The sequence below is a fragment of the Nocardioides segetis genome (assembly GCF_051390595.1).
Classification (GTDB): domain Bacteria; phylum Actinomycetota; class Actinomycetes; order Propionibacteriales; family Nocardioidaceae; genus Nocardioides.
In genome coordinates this window covers 67,727-91,936 of the sequence record NZ_JBNINR010000003.1, presented here as the reverse complement: position 1 = coordinate 91,936, position 24,210 = coordinate 67,727, and the positions used below count along the sequence as shown (strand labels likewise).

Genomic DNA, 24,210 nt, shown 5'->3' with positions numbered 1-24,210 from the left:
TGCGCCGCCGGCCGCCACGCTGCCGGCCACCCGACGCTGGACGGTGCCCACAACGAATCCCCGCGAAGCCTGTGGGTTCTCCACTGTCACCGGCCCGGCGCGAGATGGAAGGGTCGAAACCGTGCCAGTGGTCTCTCGAATCGCCATCGTCAACCGCGGTGAAGCAGCCATGCGGCTGATCCACGCCGTGCGCGACCTCAACGCCCGTCACATCACCGCGGGCGAGCAGATCCGCACCATCGCGCTCCACACCGACGTCGACGCCGGCGCGGCGTTCGTGCGGGAGGCGGACGAGGCCCACCTGCTGGGGGCGGCGGCCGACCGGCCCTATCTCGACCTCGCCGCGCTCGAGCGCGCCCTGACCGAGACCCGGGCCGACGCGGCCTGGGTCGGGTGGGGCTTCGTGGCCGAGGACCCGGCCTTCGCCGAGCTGTGCGACCGGCTGGGCGTCACCTTCATCGGCCCGAGCGCCGAGGCGATGCGCAGGCTCGGCGACAAGATCGGCTCCAAGCTGATCGCCGAGGAGGTCGGCGTGCCGGTGGCGCCGTGGAGCGGCGGCAGCGTCGACAGCCTGGAGGAGGCGCTGGCCGCCGCGGAGAAGGTCGGCTACCCGCTGATGTTGAAGGCGACCGCCGGCGGTGGCGGGCGCGGCATCCGCAAGATCACCTCCGACGCCGACCTGACCGACGCCTACCAGCGGACCCGCGACGAGGCCGAGCGCGCCTTCGGCAGCGGCGTGGTCTTCCTGGAGAAGCTGGTCACCGACGCCCGCCACGTCGAGGTCCAGGTGATCGCCGACGGCCAGGGCACGGCCTGGGCCATCGGCGTGCGCGACTGCTCCGTGCAGCGCCGCAACCAGAAGGTCATCGAGGAGTCCGCCTCCCCGCTCCTCGGCCCGGACCAGACCGCGGACCTCAAGAGCGCCGCCGAGCGGTTGGCCAACGCCGTGGGGTACGCCGGCGCCGGCACCGTCGAGTTCCTCTACCACCCGGGCGAGCGGACCTTCGCCTTCCTCGAGGTCAACACCCGCCTCCAGGTCGAGCACCCGATCACCGAGGAGGTGACCGGCACCGACCTGGTCGCGCTGCAGATCCAGGTCGCGCGGGGGCTCCCGCTGAGCGGTGAGCGGCCTGCCGAGCGCGGCCACGCCGTCGAGGCCCGGCTCAACGCCGAGGACCCGGACCGCGACTTCGCTCCGGCCCCGGGCCGGATCAGCCGACTCGAGTTTCCCGCCGGACCCGGCATCCGCGTCGACACCGGTGTCGCCGAGGGCGACACGATCCCGGCCGACTTCGACTCGATGATCGCCAAGGTGATCGCCTGGGGCGCCGACCGCGACCAGGCGCTGGCCCGCCTGCGCCGCGCGATGGGCGAGACCACGGTCGTCATCGACGGTGGCGCGACCAACAAGAGCTTCATCCTCGACCTGCTCGACCAGCCCGAGGTCACCACCGGCGACCCCGCGTGGGCCGACACCGGCTGGATCGACCGGGTCCGCGGGGAGAGCCGCCTGCAGGCCGCCCGGCACGCCGGCGTGGCGCTCGTCGCCGCCGCGATCGAGGCGTACGACGAGGAGGAGCGCTCCGAGATCGCGCGTCTGCTGCAGACCGCCCAGGGCGGCCGGCCCCAGGTGCAGCACGATCCCTCCCGCACGATCGAGCTGAAGCTGCGCGGGGCGACCTACGCCCTCACCGTGCGGCAGACCGGACCGGCCCGCTACCAGGTCACGGTCGCCGCCGGCGGTGCCGGCGGTGCCGGCGGAGAGGTCCGCACGCTCACCGCCACGCTGGACCGCATCGACGACGTGCACGGACGGCTCACGGTCGACGGGCACCGGTTCCGGCTGGTGACCGCCACCCACGGCCCGATCCACCTGGTCGAGGTCGACGACGTCATGCACCGGATCAGCCGCGACGAGGGCGGCATGGTGCGCTCGCCCGCGCCCGCGCTGGTCGTCTCCACCCCCGTCGCCGTCGGCGACGAGGTCGCCGCCGGGCACCCGGTGCTGGTGCTGGAGTCGATGAAGATGGAGACCGCGCTGCACGCGCCGTTCACCGGACGGGTCAAGGAGCTCCTGGTCCGGGTGGGCGGCCAGGTCGAGACCGGCGCCCCCCTCGTGCGCCTCGAGCCGACCGCCGAGGCGGGCACCGACGACGGCGGGCAGGCGGGCGCCGCCGGCTCGCCGGCCGTCGACCTGGACCTGCCGACGCCCGCGACCGTCGCGGCCGGCGGCCGCAGCGCCGAGCAGCTGGCCGCGCTGAGCAGCCAGCTGCTGGGCTACGACGTCGACGCCGATCAGCGTCCCGCGCTGCTGGCCGACTACCTCGCGAGCCGTGGCGAGGACGCACCGGCCGACACGCTGCGCGCCGAGATGGCGCTGCTGTCGCTCTTCACCGACGTCGCCGAGCTCAGCCGCAACCGTCCGGCCGGCGACGAGCCCCCGGCCGAGCTGCGGGTGCACAGCTCGCGGGAGTACTTCCACACCTACCTGCGCAGCCTCGACCCCGAGCGCGGCGCGCTGCCGGACCACTTCCGCGAGAAGCTGCTGCGGGTGCTCGCGCACTACGGCGTCACCGACCTCGAGCGCACCCCGGAGCTCGAGCGCGCGGTCTTCCGGATCTTCCTCGCCCAGCAGCACGCCGCCGACGTCGACGTGGCGGTCGGCGTCCTGCAGCGGTGGCTGAGCGCCCCGCCGCCCCCGGCCGAGGACCGCGCGGCCGCCCGAGCACTGCTCGAGCGGATGGTGCGCGCCACCCAGCTCCGGTTCGCCGTCGTCGGCGACCTGGCGCGCTCCATCCGGTTCGGCTGGTTCGACCAGCCGCTGGTCGACGACGAGCGGCGCACGGTCCTCGAGGGAGTGGCCGCCGAGGTCGCCGCCCTGGCCGAGCCGGACGCCACCGACAGGGAGGCCCGGATCGCCGCCCTCACCGCGATCCCGGAGCAGCTGGTGGGCTTCCTCCGCGACCGGCTCGTCGACGGCCTGCCGCCCCGGGAGCCGCTGCTCGAGGTGCTGATCCGTCGGCACTACCTGGAGTACGACCTCCACGACCTGACCGTCGCCGATCCGGCTCGACACGGCGGGCGACCGGTCGTGTTCGCGGACTACGCCACCGACCAGAAGGGCGCGACCCGCGTCGTCTCCACGCTCGGCGACGTGACCGAGCTCGCCGACCCGGAGGGTCCTCTCGGCGCCGCGATCGGCTCGGCAGTGACCGCCGACCACGACCCCGACCACGCGGTGGTGGAGATCTACCTGCGCTGGCCCGACGCCCCGGCCGATCCCGACCTGGCCTCGGCGGAGGTGGCCCGGATGCTCGCCGGCCAGGAGTTCGCCCGCCGGGCCCGCCGGGTGTCGGTGGCGGTCTGCCCGGCCGCGCCCCAGCCGGTGGACTACTTCACCTTCCGCCCCCACGAGGGCGCTCTCGTCGAGGACACGCTGGTCCGCGGCATGCACCCGATGGTCGGCCGCCGGCTCAACCTGTGGCGCCTGCGGGAGTTCGACGTGACGCGGCTCGCCGCTCCCGACGACGTCCTGCTCTACGAGTGCGTGGCCCGGGCCAATCCCGCCGACCGCCGCCTGGTCGCCGCCGCGCAGGTGCGCCAGCTCGCCGTCGTACGCGACGACGAGGGGCGGGTGATCGCGCTCCCGCACGCCGAGCGCGCCGTCGAGAACTGCCTCGAGGCGATCCGCCGGGTGCGCACCGCCCGTGGCCGCGAGGGCACCAAGCTCGACGTCAACCACGTCTGGGTGACGGTCTGGCCGCTGGTCGAGGCCGACCTCGACCAGCTCACGGCGCTGCAGGGCAAGATCACCCCGCTCAGCGAAGGTGCCGGGATCGAGGAGGTGCTGGCCGAGGGGCGGGTCGCCGGCCCCGACGGCACGCCGACGCCGGTGGCGATCCGCTTCCACGCCAAACCGGGGGCCGGTGTCGTGGCCGACATCCTCGAGCCGCCGACCGAGCCGCTGGCCCCGCTCGACGAGTACGCCGGCAAGGTGCTGCGCGCGCGTCGCCGGGGTCTGGTCTACCCCTACGAGCTCCAGCCGGTGCTCGCGGGCGGCGGCAGCGTCGTCGAGCACGACCTCGACGCGTCCGGGAACCTGGTGCCGGTCGACCGCGCGCCCGGCCAGAACACCGCGGGCATGATCGTCGCCGTCGTCAGCACCCCGACCGCCCTGCACCCCGAGGGCATCACCCGGGTCGTGCTGTGCGGCGACCCGCTGAAGTCGCTCGGCGCCCTCTCCGAGCCCGAGTGCGCGCGCGTGATCGCGGCCATCGACCTCGCCGAGAGCCTGGGCGTCCCGGTCGAGTGGTTCGCGGTGTCGGCCGGCGCGCGGATCTCCATGGAGAGCGGCACCGAGAACATGGACTGGGTCGCCGCGGCGCTGCGCCGGATCGTGCAGTTCACCCAGGACGGCGGCGAGATCAACATCGTGGTCGCCGGCATCAACGTCGGCGCCCAGCCGTACTGGAACGCCGAGGCCACCATGCTGATGCACACCAAGGGCATCTTGGTGATGACGCCGGACAGCGCGATGGTGCTGACCGGCAAGCAGTCGCTGGACTTCTCCGGTGGCGTGTCGGCCGAGGACAACCACGGCATCGGCGGCTACGACCGGGTGATGGGGCCGAACGGCCAGGCGCAGTACTGGGTGCCCGACCTGGCCGGTGCGTTCGGTGTCCTGATGGCGCACTACGACCACACCTACGTCGTCCCCGGCGAGGCCGGGCCGCGGCGCGCGCCCACGACCGACCCGGTCGACCGCGACATCACGACCCACCCGCACCCCGGCGACTTCGCATGCGTCGGCGAGATCTTCTCGCCCGAGCACAACCCGGACCGCAAGCGGCCCTTCGACATCCGCACCGTGATGCGGGCGCTGGCCGACGCCGACCACGCCATGCTGGAGCGGTGGGCCGGCATGGCCGACGCCGACACCGCCGTGGTCGTCGACACCCGCATCGGCGGCTACCCGGTCAGCCTGGTCGGCATCGAGTCGAAGCCCGTGCCCCGGGCCGGCTTCCCGCCCACCGACGGACCGGACACCTACACCGCGGGCACCCTCTTCCCGCGGTCGTCGAAGAAGGTGGCGCGCGCCATCAACGCCGCGTCCGGCAACCGGCCGCTGGTCGTCCTGGCGAACCTGTCGGGCTTCGACGGCTCCCCGGAGTCGATGCGCAACCTGCAGCTGGAGTACGGCGCCGAGATCGGCCGCGCGATCGTCAACTTCCGCGGCCCGATCGTGTTCTGCGTGATCTCCCGCTACCACGGGGGCGCCTTCGTGGTGTTCTCCAAGCGGCTCAACCCGGAGATGACCGTGCTCGCGATCGAGGGCTCCTACGCGTCGGTCCTCGGTGGCGCGCCGGCGGCGGCCGTCGTGTTCGCCGCCGAGGTGGCCAAGCGGGCCGCGGCCGACCCGCGGGTCGCGGCGCTGGAGGAGCGGATCGACCACGCCGAGGATGGGGAGAGGGGCGCGCTGGTCGTCGAGCTCGCCGAGCTGCGGGCCCAGCTGCGCGCCGACAAGATCGCCGAGGTCGCCGCCGAGTTCGACGGCGTCCACCACATCCACCGTGCCGTCGAGGTCGGCTCGGTCGACGAGGTGATCGCGGCGCGCGACCTGCGTCCCAAGGTGGTCGCGGCGATCGAGAAGGGCCTCGACCGGGCCTGAGCCTGCCGCGGTCGCCGCCGCGAACGACACGAGGCCCCCGGTCGACGACCGGAGGCCTCGCGCGTGGTGCCGTGCTACTCGAGCGTGAGCATGATCAGCCCGGCCGGGTACCGGTCGCGGGCCGAGACGTAGACCCGGTGCCGGACCGGGTCCACGGAGACGCCGTAGACCTTGTTGCCGAACCTGTTCGCGGAGAGCCGGGCGACCTCGCTGAGGTCACCGGCGTCGAGGACCGTGACGCCGCTGGCGTCGAAGTTCTCGTTCTGCTCGCCCAGGTAGACCCGGCCGAGCTCCGGGTCGACCGCGACCGAGCGCCACATCGGCGCGGTGCGGGCGGCCTGGGCCACCTCGACGTACGTCTCGCCGTCGAACACCCGCAGCCCGACCGTGGCAGCCGCGCTGTCGCTGTTGGACACGTAGAGCCGGTCGTGCACGGCGTCGTACGCCACCCCGTGGCTGCGCCAGGCGGCGTCGGCGATCGGCACGTTCCGCACCATCGCGCCGGTGGCCGCGTCCATCACGACGAAGCCCGCGCCACGGGTCGCGCCGACGACGCGGCCGCGCTCGAGGTCGACGTCCATGCCGCGGACGTTGGCGCCGAAGTCGAACGGGCCGCGCTTCAGCGCGCCGGTGGTGCTGTCGACCACGACCCACTGCGCTCCCAGGGCCACGTACAGCTCGCCGGACGTGCTGTCGAGCGCCACGTCGCGGACCCCGTTGTCCGTGGCGAGGTCGACCCCGCCCTCGGTCGGGATGCTCAGTGCGAGCACCCGCACGCTGGTGTCGGCGGCGGGATCGACGACCCGCACCCGCGCCGGGCGCATCTCGTTGCCGACGAACAGGTGGCCGGTGACCGGGTCGACGGCCGAGCCGACCGGCTTGTCGTCGACGGACGTGTCGGCCCCGTCGGGCAGCACGGTCAGCGGCGTGGCGACGTAGTCGCCGTCGCCCGGCTCGGGGTCCACCGGATCGACCGGGTCGACCGGTCCGCCGGTGCCGTCGCCGGGCACCGGGCCGGGCAGCTCGCCGTCGACCAGCCGCTGGCTGACGGTGACGGCGACGGGGGTGTGCTCGTCGCCGGGTGGGTTGAGGCGGTGGTCGCGGTTGGAGACGAAGACGCGTTGGCGTTCCTCGTCGACGGCGATGCCGTAGCCGTCCTTGCCGTACTGCTTGCCGGTCTTGTCGACGAGGAGGTCGCCGTCGGCGAGGTCGTAGACGGCGAAGCCTCCGGTCTCGTTGGTGACGCCGGTGAAGCCGACGTAGACGAGGCCGTGTTCGGAGTCGATGTCGACTTGGCGGGCGTCGGGTCGGGTGGGGGTGTCCCAGACCTTGGCGAAGCCGTTGGCGGCGTTGAAGACCTCGACGTTCTTGGCGGTGGCGGTGTCTTCGAAGTAGGCGACGGCGAGGTTGCCGTTCTTGGGGTCGGCGGCGACGTAGTAGGCGCCGACGGTGCCGTTGACGGTGCCGATGGAGGCTCCGGTGGTGGCGTCGAAGACCTCGACCCCGCGGGAGGGGATGGCTGCGTAGACGTAGCCGAGGGTGGGGTCGATGTCGAGGGATCGGTTGGACTCGCTGATGGCGTAGGGGCCGCGGACGACCTGGCCGTAGGTGGCCTCGGCGAGGGAGACGACGACCCAGTTCTTGTTCTGCTGGCCGACGTAGAGGAGCTGGTTGGTGTCGTCGATGCCGAGGTCGCGGATGTTCTCGGGCAGGGTCATCGAGTTGACGACCTCGTCGGTGGCGGGGTCGATCTCCCAGATGGTGCGGCCGTTCTGGTCGCCGAGGAAGAGGGTGTCGCGTTCCTGGGAGAACGCGACGCCGGCGGGCAGCTGCGCGGTCACGTCGTCGACCGACTCCAGCTGGCCGAGCACGCCGTAGTCCGGGGTCTCCGGTACGACGCGGCGGCTGACGGTGACGGCGACGGGGGTCTGCTCGTCGCCGGGTGGGTTGAGGCGGTGGTCGCGGTTGGAGACGAAGACGCGTTGGCGTTCCTCGTCGACGGCGATGCCGTAGCCGTCCTTGCCGTACTGCTTGCCGGTCTTGTCGACGAGGAGGTCGCCGTCGGCGAGGTCGTAGACGGCGAAGCCTCCGGTCTCGTTGGTGACGCCGGTGAAGCCGACGTAGACGAGGCCGTGTTCGGAGTCGATGTCGACTTGGCGGGCGTCGGGTCGGGTGGGGGTGTCCCAGACCTTGGCGAAGCCGTTGGCGGCGTTGAAGACCTCGACGTTCTTGGCGGTGGCGGTGTCTTCGAAGTAGGCGACGGCGAGGTTGCCGTTCTTGGGGTCGGCGGCGACGTAGTAGGCGCCGACGGTGCCGTTGACGGTGCCGATGGAGGCTCCGGTGGTGGCGTCGAAGACCTCGACCCCGCGGGAGGGGATGGCTGCGTAGACGTAGCCGAGGGTGGGGTCGATGTCGAGGGATCGGTTGGACTCGCTGATGGCGTAGGGGCCGCGGACGACCTGGCCGTAGGTGGCCTCGGCGAGGGAGACGACGACCCAGTTCTTGTTCTGCTGGCCGACGTAGAGGAGCTGGTTGGTGTCGTCGATGCCGAGGTCGCGGATGTTCTCGGGCAGGGTCATCGAGTTGACGACCTCGTCGGTGGCGGGGTCGATCTCCCAGATGGTGCGGCCGTTCTGGTCGCCGAGGAAGAGGGTGTCGCGTTCCTGGGAGAACGCGACGCCGGCGGGCAGCTGCGCGGTCACGTCGTCGACCGAGACCAGGTCCTTCTCGTGGCGGTACTCGAAGGTCCCGCCCGGGTTGCCGGGGTTCCCCGGGTTCTCGGGATTCTCCGGGTTCTCGGGGTTCTCGCAGCCGAGGCACGGGCCCGGGTCCGTCGGGTCGATGACCTGCGGCTCGGTGTCGTCGGTGACCGCCTTGCCGTGCTCGTTCTTCACGATGGTCAGGCCGTCGTAGTACTCGCCGTCCGCCGTCCGCGACTCGTAGCGCAGCCGTCCGTCCTCGACCGTCACGAGCTGGTAGAGCTGTAGGCCGCCGCCCATCCGGCGCAGGTGCGCGCCGTTGTCGTCCCAGACCCGCGGGCCGGGCTTGTACTGCTTCTCGCCGACGTTGGAGACGACGTAGACCGGGCCGTCGTACGACAGGTCGGCGTCCCAGCTCTTCGGCAGGTCCTCCTCGGCGGCGTCGGTGTTGCCCCGCCCGTAGCCGTGGTCGTGGCCCTGGAGGACCAGGTCGACGCCGTACTTCTCGAAGACGGGCAGCCAGGCCTCACGCACCGCGCGGTTGTTGCGGCCCTCGTCGAGGGAGAACACCGGGTGGTGGAAGAACACGACCGTCCACTGGTTGGGGTTGTCCTTCAGCTGGTCCTCGAGCCACGCGGTCTGGATGGCGAGGGGCTCGGCCGAGCTGGCGTTGCTGTTGAGCGCGATGAAGCGCACGCCCTGGTAGTCGGTGGCGTAGACGGTGCCGTCGAGCAGGTCGTACGCCGGGCCGCTGCCGGACGGCCCGTTGTCGGGATAGGTGAACTGCGCCGAGAACTGCTCCGACAGCTCGGTGCCGTCGTACTCGTGGTTGCCCGGCGCCATCATGAACTGCTTGGTGCCCAGCCCGTAGCTGGTGGCCTCGTAGACCTCGGCCCACTGCTCGTCGCTGTCGTGATCGTCGACCAGGTCGCCGGCCTGCAGCACCATCCGCGCCCTCGGCGCGTCGCGGAAGGCGTTGCGGACGACCCGCGAGGCCTGCGACTTGATGCCGTTCTGGATGTCGCCGAAGTAGATGAACTCGAACGGGTCGTCGCTCGCCGCCTCGGTGGTGAAGTGCTGCCACTCGCTCCAGTTGGTGCCGTCGCCGACCCGGTACTGGTACGTCGTCCCGGGCTCGAGGCCGGTCATCCGAGCGCTGTGGAAGGTCTCGGTGTAGCCGAGGTCCGTCGTCACCTCCGTGTCGCGCTCGGAGACGAACACCCGCTGGTCGCTCTGGTAGGTCAGGCTGGAGGCGACGCGGAGCTCGGCCTTCGCCTCGCGCACGGCGGTCGACGTGCGCCACACGACGTTCTGGCTGGTCTTCGGGTCGTCGGTGGGCGTGAGCGTGATCCGGTCCGGGACCACGCTGGGCCGGTAGGTGACGGCGGGGTCCGCCGCGGCGGCCGCGGCGGTCGGTGCCAGGCCCGGTACGGCGACCGCGGCCAGCGCCGGGGCGGCACCGGCCAGCACGGCCGACGCCACCAGGGCGCCGATCGGCCGGCGGGTACGCCGGCGCAGGGACTCGAACATGCGTCGTCCTCTCGGAACGAGGGGGATGTCGGTGGGGGAGGGGGCGGACGTGGTCATCGCTTGCTCACCACGGTCCTGGTGACCTTCGCCGAGGTCACGGCGGAGGTGCCGGCGTAGACCACGCGGATCCGGTGCTTGCCGACGGCGAGCCGGGGCAGCCGGAAGCTGAGCCTCCCGTCGGCGGCGTCGCGCAACTGCTTGACCTTGACCTTGCGGCCGTCGACCACCAGGGTCACGCGGGCGCCGGGGGTGGCCATCCCGGGCACGTCGACGACCACCCGCACCTTGGCCCGGACGCCGGGGCGCACCTGCTGGGGCAGCTTCTTGAGCCTCACCGTCGCCACGGCCGGCGCGGCCGGTGTGCCCGGCTGCGGCGAGGAGCCGGTCGGCGGTCCGGTCGGGTTCTCGGTGGGGTTCTCGGTCGGCTCCGCGCCGGGTACCGCGGCCTCGGGCAGGTCGGGGCGCTCGATGCCGTCGCGCTTCGAGCCGGGGCCCGATCCGCGCGGCGTGTCGTCGGTCGTCACGAGCTTGGCGCCGGCGTCGTCCTTGGCGATGGTGAACGCGTCCACGAGCTCACCGGAGACGTTCCAGCTCTCGACGTGCATCTCGCCGTCGGTGACGTCCACGAGCTGGTAGAGCTGGGTGTTGGCGAGCGAGGTGCGCAGGTGCGCGCCGTTGCGGGTCCAGTTGTTGTCGTCGGTCGGGTCGAGCACGTAGTACTTCGGGCCGGCCACCGAGACCAGGTAGACCGGGCCCTTGTTGCTCCTCGCGGCGCTCGCACCGGTCGGCAGCCCGGAATCGTTGGCGACCAGGTTGCCGCGGCCGTAGGCGTGGTCGTGGCCCTGGGCGACGAGGTCGACGTCGTACTTCTCGAAGAGCGGGAGCCAGGCGTTGCGGATGGCGACGTTGTCGCGCCCGGAGCTGACCGAGAAGACCGGGTGGTGGAAGGTGACGACGGTCCACTGGTTGGGGTTGTCCGCGAGCACCGACTCCAGCCAGGCCGTCTGCGCCGCGAAGGCCTCGGAGTCGCCGGGGAAGTTGCTGTTGAGCGCGATGAAGCGCACGCCCTGGTAGTCGGTGTAGTAGACGTTCTCGGCGTACAGCTGGTCGATCCGCGGAGTCGTGGCCGGCCCGTTGCGCGGGTACTCGAACTGCGCGCCCCAGTGCTCGGCGAGCTCCGGGCCCGGGTAGTACTCGTGGTTGCCGGCGGCGGCGATCACGTTCATCGAGCCGTTGGACCAGCCCGCCGCGCCGAACCACTCGCCCCACTCGGCGTCGGAGTCGTCGGTGTCGATCAGGTCGCCCGCGTGCAGGACGGCCTTGGCGTAGGGGCGGGCCTCGTAGGCCGCGCGGAAGGTGCGCGACACGTAGGACTTGATGTCGTTCTGGGCGTCGCCCTGCACGATGAAGGAGAACGGCTCGGGCTCGGCGGCGGCCGTCTCGAACTCCAGCCACTCGCTCCACGTGTCGCCGTCGCCGACGCGGTAGAGGTAGGTCGTGCCGGGCGTCAGCCCGGTCAGGGTCGCCGAGTGCTGGCTCACCTCGTAGCCGAGGTCGGCGGTGAAGGTCGTCGAGGTCGCCGCCGTCTCGGTGGTCTTCGACGCGACGCCCTTGCCGGCGAGGGTGACCTCCACCTTCGGGGCGCCGGCCGCGGTGGAGGTCCGCCACGTGACGCTCTGCGAGGTGCTGGGGTCCTCGGTCGGGGTGAGCACGACCCGGTCGGGTACGACGAGCGGCGCGTGCACCGTCTTCGGGTCGACGGCCGGCGGGGCGAGCCCCCCGGCGGCGTACACGATGCCGGCGCCGGCGGCGATCGTCAGGGCGAGGCCGCCGACCACGATGGCGGGTCGCTTCGGCGCGCGCCAGCGGGAGCGCGGCTGTCGGTCTGAGGAGGTCATGAGGGTCCTCTCGGAGCCGTCGTGGGCACGACGGCATGCGGGCATGGGGCTGCGGTACGACTCCCGAGACAGCACGCGGCCCCCGGCACACCGGGTGTGGCGGGAACCGCGAGACGGCCGGAAGCTAGCAGCGCCCAGCTAACTCTTGGTGACCCTTTCGGCCCGCTCAGGCGGGGCGTCGCTCCACGTTCACCGAGAATGGGTCGAGGATTCGCTCACTGCTCGGTGCGTGTTGGCCGGACCCGCCCTCCTACGATCGCGCGGTGGACCTTCTCTTCACGGCGTTCGTCGGGGCCTGCTTCGGGGCGCCGGTCGCGTTCTTCGTCGCACGCGGTGCCGAGATCTTCGAGCGACCAGTCTTGCTCCGACGTGCCCGGACCGCGACCGTCGGATTGGCGGGTCTCATGTTCGGTTCGCTGCTCGGCGCCGTGGTTGTCAGCGGTGATGTTTCGACCACCGGCGGTTGGGTGGCAGCCGGGCTCTGCGCTGGACTCGTGCTGGCGGTGGCCTGTGCTGCTGTCGCCGTGGCCAAGGGTCGGCTCTGGCGCTCGCCGGAGTTCCCCGAGAAGGTCGAGGTCATGGTGCGTCCGCCTGGCGCGCCGCGGCCGATCGGGGGAGCGCACGCGGCACCGCTCGCGCCGCTCTGGTCGAGCCGCCGCTATCGGCGCAGTCCGGTGCGCATCGTGCTCGGCGGCGGACTTCTCGTGCTCGCCGGGACGGCGCTCGGCGTGGTCGCGGAGAGTCGTGGAAACACCATCGGCGTCGTCCTGTGCGGCCTGGGGACGGTGGGCACGCTTGTCGGCGTGGGTGTGCGCGACGCGTGGGGCGTCCTGCTGGGTCTCGTCGGGGTCGTGGCCGCGTCTGCCGGTGTGTTCGCGGGTTGGTTCGGGGCGGCCGGGATCGTCGTCGCCACCCTCGGCGTCGGGCTGCTGGGCGTGGTCTACCAGGACCGCGACGAACGGCCGAGCGGGTGAGCGTCGCCCGCCGGGGCCGAGGTCTCGGCCTCAGACGGGGGTGATCGGGATCGACCGCCGCGGCGTGAAGACGAACGACGCGCCGGTGCTGAACCGGGTGACGGCGACCTCGTCGGCCTCGGGCGCGGGCTCGTCGCGTCGTACGACGCTCGCGCGCCAGCCGTCCTCGCCGGGGAGCGGGTCGACGTCGACGTCGAGGTGCGGGTCGAGGGCGCGGACCACGGCTTGGAGGGCGGCCGTCCAGCCGGGGCCGCACAGCGAGATCCAGGCGTCGTCCTCGTGGGCGGGGGACGGGCGCACGAGCACGGTGGCGTCGGCGAGGGTCGCGTCGACGTACGCCGCGGGGTTGAGGAGGGGGTGGACGGCCAGCAGCCGGGTGGCCGCGGCCACCGGGTCCGGGGCGCGGTCGAGGCCGAGGGCGCGGGCGAGCCGCTCCGCGCCGAGGCCGGCCACGCCGACCAGCTGCTTGCGCCGGATCCGCTCCAGCTCGCCGTCGGTCTCGGTGCGCTCGGCGACCGCGAGCGCGAACGCGCGGTCGAGCAGGTGCATCTGGAGGCAGACCTCGTCGGCGATGCGGACCAGGGCGGAGTGCGAGAAGGCGGTGAAGTCGAGGTCGGAGAGCAGCGGACCGGCGTAGTCGGCGGCGCCCTCGTCGGTCGGGTCGACCGGGGTCAGCTCGAGGGTCGCGGCGCGCGAGCGCTCGTTGACCTCCAGGGCGGGGACCGGCTCCGGCACGGGATGCGCCGGGTCGATGCTCACCGTCCAGGCGCAGTGCGGGTGGCGGTCGGCCGGTGTGCGCGGCGGACGGTGGATCGGCCGGACCTGGGCGTGCGGGTTGGTGGCGATCGCGGTCGCGTCGAAGGTGGGGTCCTCGATGTCGTGGCACATGCCGCGCACGTAGTCCTCACCCATCGGCTCGACGTCCATCAGCGCGCCGCAGTGGTCGAGCCGGAACTCGCCGTGCCACGGGTCGTGCACGGTGTAGCGGAAGTCCATGAACTGCGGAGGAGCGCCGATGTCGAGCTGCAGCCCCTTGAAGATCGTGACGACGTCGCCCTGCCCGGGCACCTCGGGCGCGTACCCCAGCGCCCGTTGCATCCGCCGGGTGTAGATCGGCGAGGCCGCCGCCCACTCCTCGATCGCGATCTGGAGCATCTCCTCGCGGCCGAACGCGGCGATGCACCAGGCCATGCCCGAGCGGTCGATCAGCTGGCCCATCAGCAGCAGCTCGGGCACCAGGGTCGCCAGCTCGGCGCGGGTCAGGTCGGCGTAGCGGCTGGGGGAACGGTTCACCAACCGAAATTGTCGTGAATCGCCCGCATCGGCAGCAAATTCGGTAGTTGCGTCGTTCACGAGAGCCCCAGCCGGGCGGCCATCTTGTCGAGGTAGGTGAGGACGGCGGACTCGTCGGAGTCGGGGACGCCCCAGATCAGCTCGGAGGCGCCGGCGGCCATCCAGTCGGCGAAGTCCTCCTCGCTGGGCCGCTTCGCCACGAGCACGCGCACGTCGGGCTCGCCGTCGCGGCCGGCCTCGGCCCACTCCTTGCGCAGCAGCTCGGCGCTCGCCGCGACGTCGGTCGAGGTCGGGGTGGTCATCCAGCCGTCGGCGTGCGTGGCGATCCACTTCATCGTCTGGGGGCCGGCGCCGGCGCCGATGATCACGGGGATGCGGCCCTGCGGGGGCTTCGGGTAGGCCCAGCTCGGGCCGAACGAGACGAACTCGCCGTCGTACGACGCCTCCTCCTGCGTCCACAGCGCCCGCATGGCGCCGAGGTACTCCGCCAGCACGGTGCGCCGCTTCGCCGCGGGGACGTGGTGGTCGGTGAGCTCGTCGGTGTTCCAGCCGAACCCGGCGCCGACCGTGACCCGGCCGCCGGAGAGGTGGTCGAGCGTCGCCAGGGTCTTGGCCAGGGTGATCGGGTCGGACTCCACCGGCAGGGCGACCGCGGTGGACAGGCCGATCCGCTCGGTGACCGCGGCGCACGTGGCGAGCGAGACCCAGGGGTCGAGGGTGCGCAGGTAGCGGTCGTCGGGCAGCTCCTCCCCGCCCGTCGGGTGGAGGGCGTCGCGCCGGACCGGGATGTGCGTGTGCTCGGGCACGTAGATGGTGTCGAAGCCCCGCTCCTCGGCCGCCTGGGCGAGTCGGGCCGGCGTGATGCCGCGGTCGGAGGTGAAGAGGACGATCCCGTTGCGCATCCCCACAAACTAGAACGAGTTCTAGGAAATGTCTTGCGCCCGACGGATGCGTCTCCTATGTTGGACAGGTGTCCAGTCAGGTGTTCGAGACGCCGCGCCAAGGGTTGAACCCGCGGCAGGCCGAGACGGTGGAGCGGCTGTTCGCCGCGGGGCTCGAGGAGCTGCGCGCCGTCGGCCACGAGGCGCTGACGGTGCGCACCGTCGCCCAGCGGGCGGGCGTCTCGCCCGCCACGGCCTACACCTACCTCGCCTCCAAGAACCACCTCTTCGCCGAGCTGTTCTGGCGCCACCTCAGCTCCGCCGAGCCCGTCGGGCACGACGGGGGGACGGCGGTCGAGCGGTTGCAGGCGACCATGCGGGCGGTGACCGCACGGATCGTGGAGGAGCCCGAGCTCGCCGCGGCGGTGACCCCGGCGCTGCTCGGCACCGACCCCGACGTCGCCCGCCTGCGATTGCGGATCGGCGCGGAGTTCCTGTCCCGCTTCGATGCGGCGCTGGGCGAGCAGGCCGACCCGGAGGTGCTCGAGGTGCTGGTCCTGACCTTCTCCGGGGCCCTCCTCCAGGCCGGGATGGGTCTGATGACCTACGACCAGATCGCCGAGCGACTCGTCGCCGCGGTCGCCGTGATCATGCGAGGCAACTGATGGTGCCGACCGGCTCGACCTCCGGCGTCGACGCGCCCCTGGTCTTCGACCCCTACGACTACGCGTTCCAGGACGACCCCTACCCGACGTACCGGCGGCTGCGCGACGAGGCGCCGGTCTTCCACGCCCCGGCCGACGACATCTGGGTCGTCTCGCGGCACCAGGACGTCTTCGACGTGCTGCGCGACGACGCCGTCTTCTCCAACCGGATGGGCGTCTCGCTCGACGCGTCGGCGTGGAATCCCGAGGCCCACCGGGTGATGAGCTTCCTCGGCCTCGACGGCGCGGAGCAGGCGCGCATCCGCAAGCTGGTCTCGGCGGCCTTCACGCCGCGCCGGGTGCGTGAGCTGACGCCCGAGGTGCAGGCGCTGACGGAGCGGTACCTGGAGCGCACCTTCGCGGCCGACGCCGAGCGTGGGGAGGCCGACTGGATCGGCGACTTCGCGGGCCTGCTCCCGATGGACGTCATCTCCGAGATGATGGGGGTCCCGGAGTCCGACCGCGACGAGGTACGCCGCCTCGCGGACCTGGTCGTGCACCGCGAGGACGGCGTCCGTGACGTCCCGCAGGCCGGCATGGAGGCGTCCTTCGCCCTCTTCGACTACTACGGCGAGATGGTTCGCCGGCGTCGCGCGAGCGCCACCGACGATCTCACCTCGGCCCTCGTCGCCGCCGAGCTCGACGGCGACCGGCTCACCGACGGCGAGATCATGGCCTTCCTGTTCCTCATGGTCGTGGCCGGCAACGAGACCACGACCAAGCTGCTCGGCAACGCGCTCTTCCATCTCGCCGCGTATCCGGACCAGCAGGCGCAGGTGCTCGCCGACCCCGCCCTGGTGCCGGCCTGGATCGAGGAGACGCTGCGCCACGACACGTCGAGCCAGATGCTCGCGCGCCATGTCACCGAGGAGGTGGAGGTCGCGGGGGTCCGCATCCCCGCGGGCGCGAAGGCGCTGGTGCTGCTGGGCAGCGCCAACCGCGACGAGCGGGTGTTCACCGACCCCACGACCTACGACATCCACCGCGACAAGGCCGAGCTGGCGCGGATCCTCAGCTTCGGGACCGGACGGCACTTCTGCCTCGGCGCCAACCTGGCCCGGCTCGAGGCCCGCGTGGTGCTGGAGGAGCTGGTCCGCCGCGTCGCCGGCTTCGAGGTGCACGCGGACCGCGCGGTCCGGGTGCACTCCACGAGCGTGCGGGGCTTCGCCTCGCTGCCGGTCACGTTCGTCCCGCGCGAGGGGGTCTGATGGCAGCCTCCCGCAAGCCGGTCCACCCCGACCGCCGGCCCGCGGTCGTCACCGGTGCCTCCTCGGGGATCGGCGCCGCGACGGCTCGCGCGCTCGCGACCGCCGGGTTCCCGGTGGCGCTCGGTGCCCGTCGGGTCGACCGGCTCGAGGAGCTGGCGTCGGGGATCCGCGACGCCGGCGGCGAGGCCTTCGTGCACCCGCTCGACGTCGCGTCGACCGCGTCGGTCGAGACGTTCGCGGCCGCCGCGACCTCGGCCCTCGGCGACATCGAGGTCGTCATCAGCAACGCGGGCCTGCTCGCACCCGGCTCGATCGTCGACGCGACGACCGAGCAGCTCGCGGCCGAGTTCGACGTCAACGTGCTCGGCGCGCACCGTCTCGTCCGGGCCTTCGGCGCGGCGATGACGCGGCGGCGGCGCGGCGACCTGGTCTTCGTGTCCTCCGACACCGCCCTGCGGGCGCGCCCCTTCATGCGCGGCTACAGCGCCACGAAGTCCGGCCTGGAGGGACTGGTCGAGGCCCTGCAGATGGAGCTGGAGGGCACCGGCGTCCGCGCCAGCGTCGTGCGGCCCGGCCCGACCTGGTCGGAGATGGGCTCGGACTGGGAGGCCGAGGCCGGCGCGAAGGTCCTCACCGAGTGGATCAAGTGGGGCCACGCCCGGCACTCGCACTTCCTCAAGGCCACGGCCATCGCGGACGCGATCGTCACCGTGGTCAGCGCGCCGCGGGGCGTGCACCTCAGCCCGGTCGACGTGAACCCCGAAGCACCCGTCGCGAAGGAGGATCAGGCATGAACAGGGATCTCGATGCGCCGCCTCGGTCCTCGGCGGCCACCCGATCGGCACTGGACGCCATCCCCGAGGTCTCGACCGTCCTCGACGACCAGGCTGCCGACGTACCCGCCATCATCCGGGGCACCGGCCACCTCCCGGAGATGCGCGTCGACCCGATCGCGCTCTTCCACCGCGTCCGCGAGGAGTGCGGCGACGTCGGCCGCTTCCGGCTCGCCGACAAGCAGGTCGTGCTCGTCACCGGCGCGGAGGCCAACGAGGCGTTCTTCCGGGCGCCCGACGACGTGCTCGACCAGGCCGCCGCGTACCCCTTCATGACGCCGATCTTCGGCAAGGGCGTGGTCTTCGACGCCTCGCCCGAGGAGCGCCAGCAGATGCTGAAGAACCAGGCGCTGCGCGGCGACATGATGCGCGGGCACGCGCGGACCATCGAGGCCGAGATCCGCCGCATGGTCGCCGACTGGGGCGACGAGGGCGAGATCGACCTGCTCGACTTCTTCGCCGAGCTGACGATCTACACGACCTCGTCGTGCCTGATCGGCAAGCCCTTCCGCGACCAGCTCGACGGCTCCTTCGCCGAGATCTACCACCGTCTCGAGCACGGCACCGACGCCATCGCGTACGTCGACCCCTACGCCGACATCGAGAACTTCACGATCCGCGACGAGGCCCGTGCGGAGCTGGTCGCGAAGGTGCAGGCGATCATCGCCGCCCGTGTCGCCCAGGGCGAGATCCCCAAGGAGGACCGGGACCTGCTCGACGTCCTCATCGCGGTCGGGTACGACGCCGAGATGGTCACCGGCATCTTCATCTCGATGATGTTCGCCGGGCACCACACGTCGTCGGGCACCGCCTCCTGGGCGATGATCGAGCTGCTGCGGCACCCGGACGTGATGACCGACGTGGTCGCCGAGCTCGACGGGCTCTACGCGCCGGATGCCGACGGCACGGCGCCGGAGGTCTCCTTCCAGGCGCTGCGCTCGATCCCCGTGCTGGAGGCGGCGCTCAAGGAGACGCTGCGCCTGCACCCGCCGCTGGTCATCCTGATGCGGCTCGTCCAGGAGGACTTCGACCTGCTGGGCCGCACCATCCCGGCCGGCACGGTGCTCGCGGCGTCGCCGCGCGTGTCCAACCGGATCGAGGACGACTTCCCCGCGGCCCACACCTTCGACCCGGGCCGGTACGTCGACCCGCGGCAGGAGGACCTGCAGAACCGCTGGACCTGGATCCCCTTCGGGGCCGGCAAGCACCGCTGCGTGGGCAACGCGTTCGCGATGATGCAGATGAAGGCGATCTTCTCGGTGATCCTGCGCGACTTCTCCTTCGAGCCGGTGCAGGAGCTCGACTCCTACCGCGACGACTTCACCAAGATGGTCATCCAGCTCGCCCAGCCCGCGCGGGTCCGCTACCGCCGGCGCACCGCCGAGCGAGGAGCGGGCGCCGGCGAGCGTCGCGGGACCGGAGCGGCCTGATGCGCGTCGTCGCCGACAGCGGCCTGTGCCAGGGCCACCAGCTCTGCCAGGGCGAGGCCCCCGACGTCTTCGGGTTCGACGCCGGCGCCGATGTGGTCGTCGTCCTCGACCCGCGCCCGCCCGAGGAGCGTCGCGCCGACGTCTCCGCCGCCGTGAAGTACTGCCCCGCCTTCGCCCTGTCCATCGAGGAGGACTGATGGTTCCGACCAGCTCGACCAACGCAGACCCGCTGACCCGCGCCGAGATCGAGGAGTTCTGGGAGACCTGGCTCGACGTCAACCGTCGCGCCGAGCAGAGCGGTGACTGGCGGGTGATGGCCGAGTGGTTCGCCGAGGACGCGACCTACGGCTGGATGTACCACCCCGACGAGCACTTCATGGCCGTCGGGCGCGACCAGATCCGCGACTGGGCGATCGGCATCGAGATGGACGGCCTGGACGGCTGGCACTACGACTACGTCTGCACGATGATCGACGAGCAGAAGTCGATGATCGTGGGCTTCTGGAAGCAGCGCTCCGGCATCCTCGACGACAACGGCGAGGAGTACGAGATCCTCGGCATCGGCGGCTCGTGGTTCGGCGTCGAGCGCCAGTCGTCCGGCGCGGACGCGGGGCAGATCAAGATCGCCTGGCAGCGCGACTGGTTCGACCTGCCGTCCACCGCGCACACCTTCATGGCGATCGTGGAGGCCGGCAAGGCGCCCGACACGCTGCTCAAGCGGATGTCCGTCACGGGCCTCGACGTGCCCGGCCACTACCGCCTCGAGGACCTGCCCTCGACGGTGTGGCCGCCGCCGGTGGAGGCCGGACGGTATGTCACCCAGGCACCCGCTCCGGGGGCGGCGTCGTGACCTCCGGCGGGCTTCCTCCCGCCGCCCAGCAGCTGATCGACGGCAAGCTGGTCGCGGCGTCGGACGGGGCGACGTACCCGATCCTCGACCCCGCCACGGGGCGGGAGATCGGCGTCGCCCCGGACGGCACGCCGGCCGACGTGGACGCCGCGATCGCCGCGGCCCGGCGCGCCTTCGACGAGAGCGACTGGTCGACCGACCTGGCGCTGCGGGTGCGCTGCCTGCGCCAGCTGCACGCCGCGCTGCTGGACGACGCCGACGCCTTCCGCGCGCTGACGACGGCCGAGGTCGGGATGCCTGGCTTCATGATGGGCGCGGCCGGCTTCGACGTCCCCGTCGACGGGCTGAGGTGGGTCACCGACCTGCTCGAGACCTATGAGTTCGAGACGGACCTGGGGGTCGCCTCGCCGATGGGGATCCCCTCGCGTCGTACCGTGCGCCGGGAGCCGGTCGGCGTCGTCGCGGCGATCACGCCGTGGAACGTGCCGACCCAGATCAACCTCGCCAAGGTCGGCCCGGCACTGGCCGCGGGCTGCACCGTCGTGCTCAAGCCCGCGCCGGACACGCCGTGGGTGGCCGCCGAGCTGGGGCGGCTGGTCGCCGAGCACACCGACATCCCGCCCGGTGTCCTCAACGTGGTCACGCCCCGCTCCAACGAGGTCGCGTCGGTGCTGTCGACCGACCCGCGGGTCGACATGGTGTCGTTCACCGGCTCCACCGCGGTCGGACGCGCGCTCATGGCGGCCGCCGCGCCGACGCTGAAGAAGGTCTTCCTCGAGCTGGGCGGCAAGTCCGCCGCGATCGCCCTGGACGACGCGGACGTCGCCGCGGTCGCGGGCGCCACCGCGTTCGCCGCCTGCATCCACGCCGGTCAGGGCTGCGCGATCACGACCCGGCTGATCGTCCCGCGCGACCGCTACGACGAGGCGGTGTCGGTCGCGGCGGCGACCATGGAGTCGATCGGTGCGAAGGACCCCGCCGACCCGGGCGCGATCTGCGGCCCGGTCATCTCGGCCGCGCAGCGCGACCGCGTCGCGGCGTACTTCTCGATCGCCGCGGAGGAGGGCGGGCGCTTCGCCACGGGAGGCGCGGTCATCGACCGGCCCGGCTTCTGGGTGCAGCCGACCGTCGTCGCCGGCCTCGACAACTCCTCGCGCCTGGCGCAGGAGGAGATCTTCGGCCCGGTGCTCGTGGTCATCGCGCACGACGGCGACGACGACGCGGTGCGCATCGCCAACGACTCGGCCTACGGGCTCTCGGGCTCGGTCGACTCCGGGTCCCTGGAGCGGGCGAAGGCGGTCGCGGACCGGATCCGCACCGGCACCCTCGCCGTCAACGGAGGAGTCTGGTTCAGCCCCGATGCGCCCTTCGGCGGCTACAAGCAGTCCGGCATCGGCCGGGAGATGGGTGTCGCCGGGTTCGAGGAGTACCTGGAGACGAAGACGCTGGCGTTCCCCGCGTGAGCGGTGCACACCACAGTGACACCACAGTGACAGGAGTGACAATGCGTTTCCAGGACAAGGTCGTCGTGGTGACCGGCGCGGCCCAGGGCATCGGCGAGGCCTACGCACGGGCGCTGGCGAAGGAGGGCGCGGCGGTCGTCGTCGCCGATCTCAACGCCGAGGCGGGGGAGCAGGTCGCGACGCAGATCGAGGCGGACGGCGGCCGGGCGATCTTCGTGTCCTGCGACGTCTCCTCGGCGGCGTCGGCGGACGACCTGGTCCGGCGGACCGTCGCCGAGTTCGGCGGCATCGACCATCTGGTCAACAACGCGGCCATCTACGGCAGCATGGAGTTCAACCTGCTGATCAGCGTCGACTGGGACTACTACAAGAGGTTCATGGCCGTCAACCTCGACGGGGCGCTCGTCATGACCCGGGCCGTCCACCCCGAGATCGCCAAGCGCGGCGGCGGCGCCATCGTCAACCAGTCCAGCACGGCCGCCTACCTCTACTCCGGCTTCTACGGCCTCGCGAAGGCGGGCATCAACAGCCTGACCCAGCAGCTCGCCCACGAGCTGGGCGGTCAGCGGATCCGGGTCAACGCGATCGCGCCGGGCCCGACCGACACCGAGGCCACCCGCACCCAGGCCGGTGACGCGGCGAAGGACATCGTCCGCACCAGCCTCGCCATCAAGCGGATGGGCGCGGTCGACGACATGGTCGGCGCCCTGCTCTTCCTGCTGTCCGACGACGCGTCGTGGGTGACCGGCCAGATCCTGGCGGTCGACGGCGGCCAGACGTTCAGGCTGTAGCGGTGGCTGTCACGACCCGCGTCGGGTTCGTCGGCCTGGGCAACATCGGCCGGCCGATGGCGCTGCGCCTCGCCGCCGCGGAGGGCGTCGACCTGCTGGTGTACGACGTCGCGCCCGATCCGGTGGCGGAGCTGGTCGCCGCCGGCGCGCGTGCCGCCGGCAGCGTCGCGGAGCTCGCGGCGGCCGTGGACGTGGTCTGCGTGATGGTCCGCGACGACGACCAGGTCCGCGTGGTCGCCGCCGACGTCCCGCCCGGCACCGTGCTGGTGATCCACTCGACGGTGGCTCCCGCGACGCCGGCCGAGCTGGCCGCGGCCGGACTCCGCGTGCTCGACGCGCCGGTGAGCGGCGGACCGATGGGCGCGGCGGACGGCAGCCTGGCGATCATGGTCGGTGGTGCCGAGGACGACGTCACCACCGCGCGCGCCGCGCTCGAGGCGATGGGCGGCCGGGTCGTCCATGCGGGCCCGGTCGGTGCGGGGACCCGCATGAAGCTCGCCCGCAACCTGATCCACTTCGTCGCGTTCACCGCGGTCACGGAGGCCCAGCGGCTCGCCGAGGCGGCCGGGCTCGACCTGATCGCGCTGGGGGACGTGGTCCGCCACACCGACACGGTCACCGGTGGGCCGGGCGCGATCATGCACCGCGCCACGACGGAGCCGATCGCGCCGGACGACTTCTGGTACGACGTCTTCGGCCACGTCCGGGCGCTGGGGGAGAAGGACCTCGGGTTCGCGATCGCCCTCGCGCACGAGCTCGGCGTCGACGTACCGCTGGCGGAGCTGGCGATCGAGCGTCTCGGGCCCGGCCTCGGCCTTCCTGTGGAGGACGCGCGCGACGAGCGGAGTGATCGGTGAGGCTTTCCTCGACCCTGGCCCCGGGTCACACTGAGAGGAAGGTCGATGTGTCCCCACACCCGTCAGGAGCGCCGATGCTCGAAGTGCCCGTCGACGGAGTGCGGCGTCTGCGCATGTCCTGGGAGGAGTACGAGCGGCTCCCCGACCGGCCGCGCACCGAGTGGGTCGACGGCGAGGTGCTGGTGATGTCGCCGCCCGCTCAGCCGCATGCGTCGGCGGTGGCCCGCCTCATCACGGCGCTGGTGAACGCCTTCCCCGACCTCGAGATCGGCACCGAGGGCGGCCTCTGGCTGCCCCGCAACCGGTTGCGCGGCCCCGACGTGATGATGGCCGAGAGCCGCACCGACGAGGTCTTCCGGACGGTCATGCCGCTCTTGGTCGCCGAGGTGCTCTCGCCGAGCACCCGCGGCGAGGACACGATCCGCAAGCCGATGGAGTACGCCGAGGGCGGCGTCGAGCGGCTCTGGATCGTCGATCCCGACCTGCGCACCATCGACGCCCTGCTCAACGTCGACGGCGCCTGGGAGACCGAGGCCCACCTCGACGACCGCGAGCCGGTGGCCGAGATCGTGATCGGAGACCACGGCGCCGTCGTCCTCGACCTGCGGGAGGTCCTGCGATGACGGGCCCGGACGGCCAGCCGGTCGACGAGCCGGTCGGCGAGCCGACCGACAAGTTCGGCGACCTGCCGGAGCTGCGCGCCCGAGGGCTGCGCAAGATGGAGCAGGTCTACGGCTTCGACATGGCCGACGGCGAGGGGGACTTCTTCCGCTACACCGCCGACCACCTGTTCGGCGACATCTGGCAGCGCCCCGGTCTCAGCGACCGCGATCGCCGGCTGTTCCTCATCGGCCTGCTCGTCGGTCAACGGGCCGACGACGTCCTCGGCATCCAGGTCCCCGCCGCCCTCGCCAACGGCGAGCTCGACGCGGAGGCCCTGCGCGAGCTGGTCATCCTCGCCTGCCACTACGACGGGTGGCCCAACGGATCCCGGTTGAACTCGGTCGTCGAGGACGCGATCGGCCGCGCCCGCCGGGCCGCCGAGCGTCGGGAGCCGGAGGTCAGCTGACGAGCGGGTTCCGCGTCTTCAGATGGTCGGGGCCTTCGCCCAGGAGCGCGACTGTCGGCAGG

17 protein-coding genes are annotated in these 24,210 nt (G+C 72.3%); 13 read left to right on the top strand and 4 right to left on the bottom strand.

Going from position 1 to position 24,210, the window contains the following annotated elements; genetic code table 11:
• Positions 1-121: 121 nt before the first annotated feature.
• A complete protein-coding gene (locus ACPZVR_RS06750) occupies positions 122-5,668 on the top strand; it encodes an ATP-binding protein (protein WP_436698812.1) in 5,547 nt (1,848 codons plus the stop codon).
• A gap of 74 nt (positions 5,669-5,742) precedes the next feature.
• Here the strand turns inward: ACPZVR_RS06750 and ACPZVR_RS06745 are convergent, their stop codons facing one another.
• Entirely contained in the window at positions 5,743-9,897 is a 4,155-nt protein-coding gene (locus ACPZVR_RS06745; protein WP_436698811.1) for a fibronectin type III domain-containing protein, read from the bottom strand.
• Positions 9,898-9,950: 53 nt separating this feature from the next.
• The gene (locus ACPZVR_RS06740) at positions 9,951-11,795 is read right to left on the bottom strand and encodes a fibronectin type III domain-containing protein (protein WP_436698810.1); all 1,845 of its coding nucleotides are present in this window, start codon (positions 11,793-11,795) and stop codon (positions 9,951-9,953) included.
• Positions 11,796-12,058: 263 nt separating this feature from the next.
• On the opposite strand from ACPZVR_RS06740, the gene ACPZVR_RS06735 reads away from it, so the two are divergent.
• Positions 12,059-12,769: a hypothetical protein gene (locus ACPZVR_RS06735; RefSeq protein ID WP_436698809.1), complete on the top strand. Its 711-nt coding sequence runs from the start codon at positions 12,059-12,061 to the stop codon at positions 12,767-12,769.
• A 30-nt stretch (positions 12,770-12,799) separates the two neighbouring features.
• Here ACPZVR_RS06735 and ACPZVR_RS06730 read toward each other — a convergent pair whose 3' ends face one another.
• Both ACPZVR_RS06730 and ACPZVR_RS06725 read right to left on the bottom strand, forming a co-directional pair.
• On the bottom strand, positions 12,800-14,062 hold the full coding sequence (locus ACPZVR_RS06730) for a hypothetical protein (protein WP_436698808.1): 1,263 nt from the start codon (positions 14,060-14,062) through the stop codon (positions 12,800-12,802).
• Positions 14,063-14,118: 56 nt separating this feature from the next.
• Positions 14,119-14,964 carry an LLM class F420-dependent oxidoreductase gene (locus ACPZVR_RS06725; RefSeq protein WP_436698807.1) on the bottom strand — a complete coding sequence of 282 codons (846 nt, stop codon included), beginning with the start codon at positions 14,962-14,964 and terminating at the stop codon, positions 14,119-14,121.
• Positions 14,965-15,032: 68 nt separating this feature from the next.
• Between ACPZVR_RS06725 and ACPZVR_RS06720 the strand changes: the two genes are divergently transcribed.
• The 11 genes from ACPZVR_RS06720 (at position 15,033) to ACPZVR_RS06670 (ending at position 24,148) form a co-directional block, all read left to right on the top strand.
• Entirely contained in the window at positions 15,033-15,608 is a 576-nt protein-coding gene (locus ACPZVR_RS06720; RefSeq protein ID WP_436698806.1) for a TetR/AcrR family transcriptional regulator, read from the top strand.
• On the top strand, positions 15,608-16,855 hold the full coding sequence (locus tag ACPZVR_RS06715) for a cytochrome P450 (RefSeq protein ID WP_436698805.1): 1,248 nt from the start codon (positions 15,608-15,610) through the stop codon (positions 16,853-16,855). Before ACPZVR_RS06720 ends, ACPZVR_RS06715 begins: the two co-directional genes overlap by 1 nt.
• On the top strand, positions 16,855-17,649 hold the full coding sequence (locus ACPZVR_RS06710) for an SDR family oxidoreductase (protein WP_436698804.1): 795 nt from the start codon (positions 16,855-16,857) through the stop codon (positions 17,647-17,649). The genes ACPZVR_RS06715 and ACPZVR_RS06710 overlap by 1 nt, the downstream gene beginning before the upstream one ends.
• Positions 17,646-19,118, top strand: a complete 1,473-nt coding sequence (locus tag ACPZVR_RS06705) for a cytochrome P450 (protein ID WP_436698803.1) — start codon at positions 17,646-17,648, stop codon at positions 19,116-19,118. The genes ACPZVR_RS06710 and ACPZVR_RS06705 overlap by 4 nt, the downstream gene beginning before the upstream one ends.
• On the top strand, positions 19,118-19,315 hold the full coding sequence (locus ACPZVR_RS06700; RefSeq protein ID WP_436698802.1) for a ferredoxin: 198 nt from the start codon (positions 19,118-19,120) through the stop codon (positions 19,313-19,315). Before ACPZVR_RS06705 ends, ACPZVR_RS06700 begins: the two co-directional genes overlap by 1 nt.
• A complete protein-coding gene (locus ACPZVR_RS06695) occupies positions 19,315-19,968 on the top strand; it encodes a hypothetical protein (RefSeq protein WP_436698801.1) in 654 nt (217 codons plus the stop codon). The genes ACPZVR_RS06700 and ACPZVR_RS06695 overlap by 1 nt, the downstream gene beginning before the upstream one ends.
• Positions 19,965-21,431, top strand: coding sequence for an aldehyde dehydrogenase (locus ACPZVR_RS06690; RefSeq protein WP_436698800.1), 1,467 nt, complete (start codon positions 19,965-19,967; stop codon positions 21,429-21,431). The genes ACPZVR_RS06695 and ACPZVR_RS06690 overlap by 4 nt, the downstream gene beginning before the upstream one ends.
• 41 nt (positions 21,432-21,472) lie before the next feature.
• Positions 21,473-22,222 carry an SDR family oxidoreductase gene (locus ACPZVR_RS06685; RefSeq protein WP_436698799.1) on the top strand — a complete coding sequence of 250 codons (750 nt, stop codon included), beginning with the start codon at positions 21,473-21,475 and terminating at the stop codon, positions 22,220-22,222.
• Positions 22,223-22,224: 2 nt separating this feature from the next.
• The gene (locus tag ACPZVR_RS06680; RefSeq protein ID WP_436698798.1) at positions 22,225-23,079 is read left to right on the top strand and encodes an NAD(P)-dependent oxidoreductase; all 855 of its coding nucleotides are present in this window, start codon (positions 22,225-22,227) and stop codon (positions 23,077-23,079) included.
• A 74-nt stretch (positions 23,080-23,153) separates the two neighbouring features.
• Positions 23,154-23,702 carry a Uma2 family endonuclease gene (locus tag ACPZVR_RS06675; protein WP_436698797.1) on the top strand — a complete coding sequence of 183 codons (549 nt, stop codon included), beginning with the start codon at positions 23,154-23,156 and terminating at the stop codon, positions 23,700-23,702.
• The gene (locus ACPZVR_RS06670) at positions 23,699-24,148 is read left to right on the top strand and encodes a carboxymuconolactone decarboxylase family protein (RefSeq protein ID WP_436698796.1); all 450 of its coding nucleotides are present in this window, start codon (positions 23,699-23,701) and stop codon (positions 24,146-24,148) included. Before ACPZVR_RS06675 ends, ACPZVR_RS06670 begins: the two co-directional genes overlap by 4 nt.
• Positions 24,149-24,210 lie beyond the last annotated feature (62 nt).

Coding starts and splice junctions, on each gene's coding strand:
- ACPZVR_RS06745 (WP_436698811.1), bottom strand. CDS start 9,897: ATGTTCGAGTCCCTGCGCCGGCGTACCCGCCGGCCGATCGGCGCCCTG.
- ACPZVR_RS06740 (WP_436698810.1), bottom strand. CDS start 11,795: ATGACCTCCTCAGACCGACAGCCGCGCTCCCGCTGGCGCGCGCCGAAG.
- ACPZVR_RS06725 (WP_436698807.1), bottom strand. CDS start 14,964: ATGCGCAACGGGATCGTCCTCTTCACCTCCGACCGCGGCATCACGCCG.
- ACPZVR_RS06715 (WP_436698805.1), top strand. CDS start 15,608: ATGGTGCCGACCGGCTCGACCTCCGGCGTCGACGCGCCCCTGGTCTTC.
- ACPZVR_RS06710 (WP_436698804.1), top strand. CDS start 16,855: ATGGCAGCCTCCCGCAAGCCGGTCCACCCCGACCGCCGGCCCGCGGTC.
- ACPZVR_RS06705 (WP_436698803.1), top strand. CDS start 17,646: ATGAACAGGGATCTCGATGCGCCGCCTCGGTCCTCGGCGGCCACCCGA.
- ACPZVR_RS06700 (WP_436698802.1), top strand. CDS start 19,118: ATGCGCGTCGTCGCCGACAGCGGCCTGTGCCAGGGCCACCAGCTCTGC.
- ACPZVR_RS06695 (WP_436698801.1), top strand. CDS start 19,315: ATGGTTCCGACCAGCTCGACCAACGCAGACCCGCTGACCCGCGCCGAG.
- ACPZVR_RS06685 (WP_436698799.1), top strand. CDS start 21,473: ATGCGTTTCCAGGACAAGGTCGTCGTGGTGACCGGCGCGGCCCAGGGC.
- ACPZVR_RS06675 (WP_436698797.1), top strand. CDS start 23,154: ATGCTCGAAGTGCCCGTCGACGGAGTGCGGCGTCTGCGCATGTCCTGG.
- ACPZVR_RS06670 (WP_436698796.1), top strand. CDS start 23,699: ATGACGGGCCCGGACGGCCAGCCGGTCGACGAGCCGGTCGGCGAGCCG.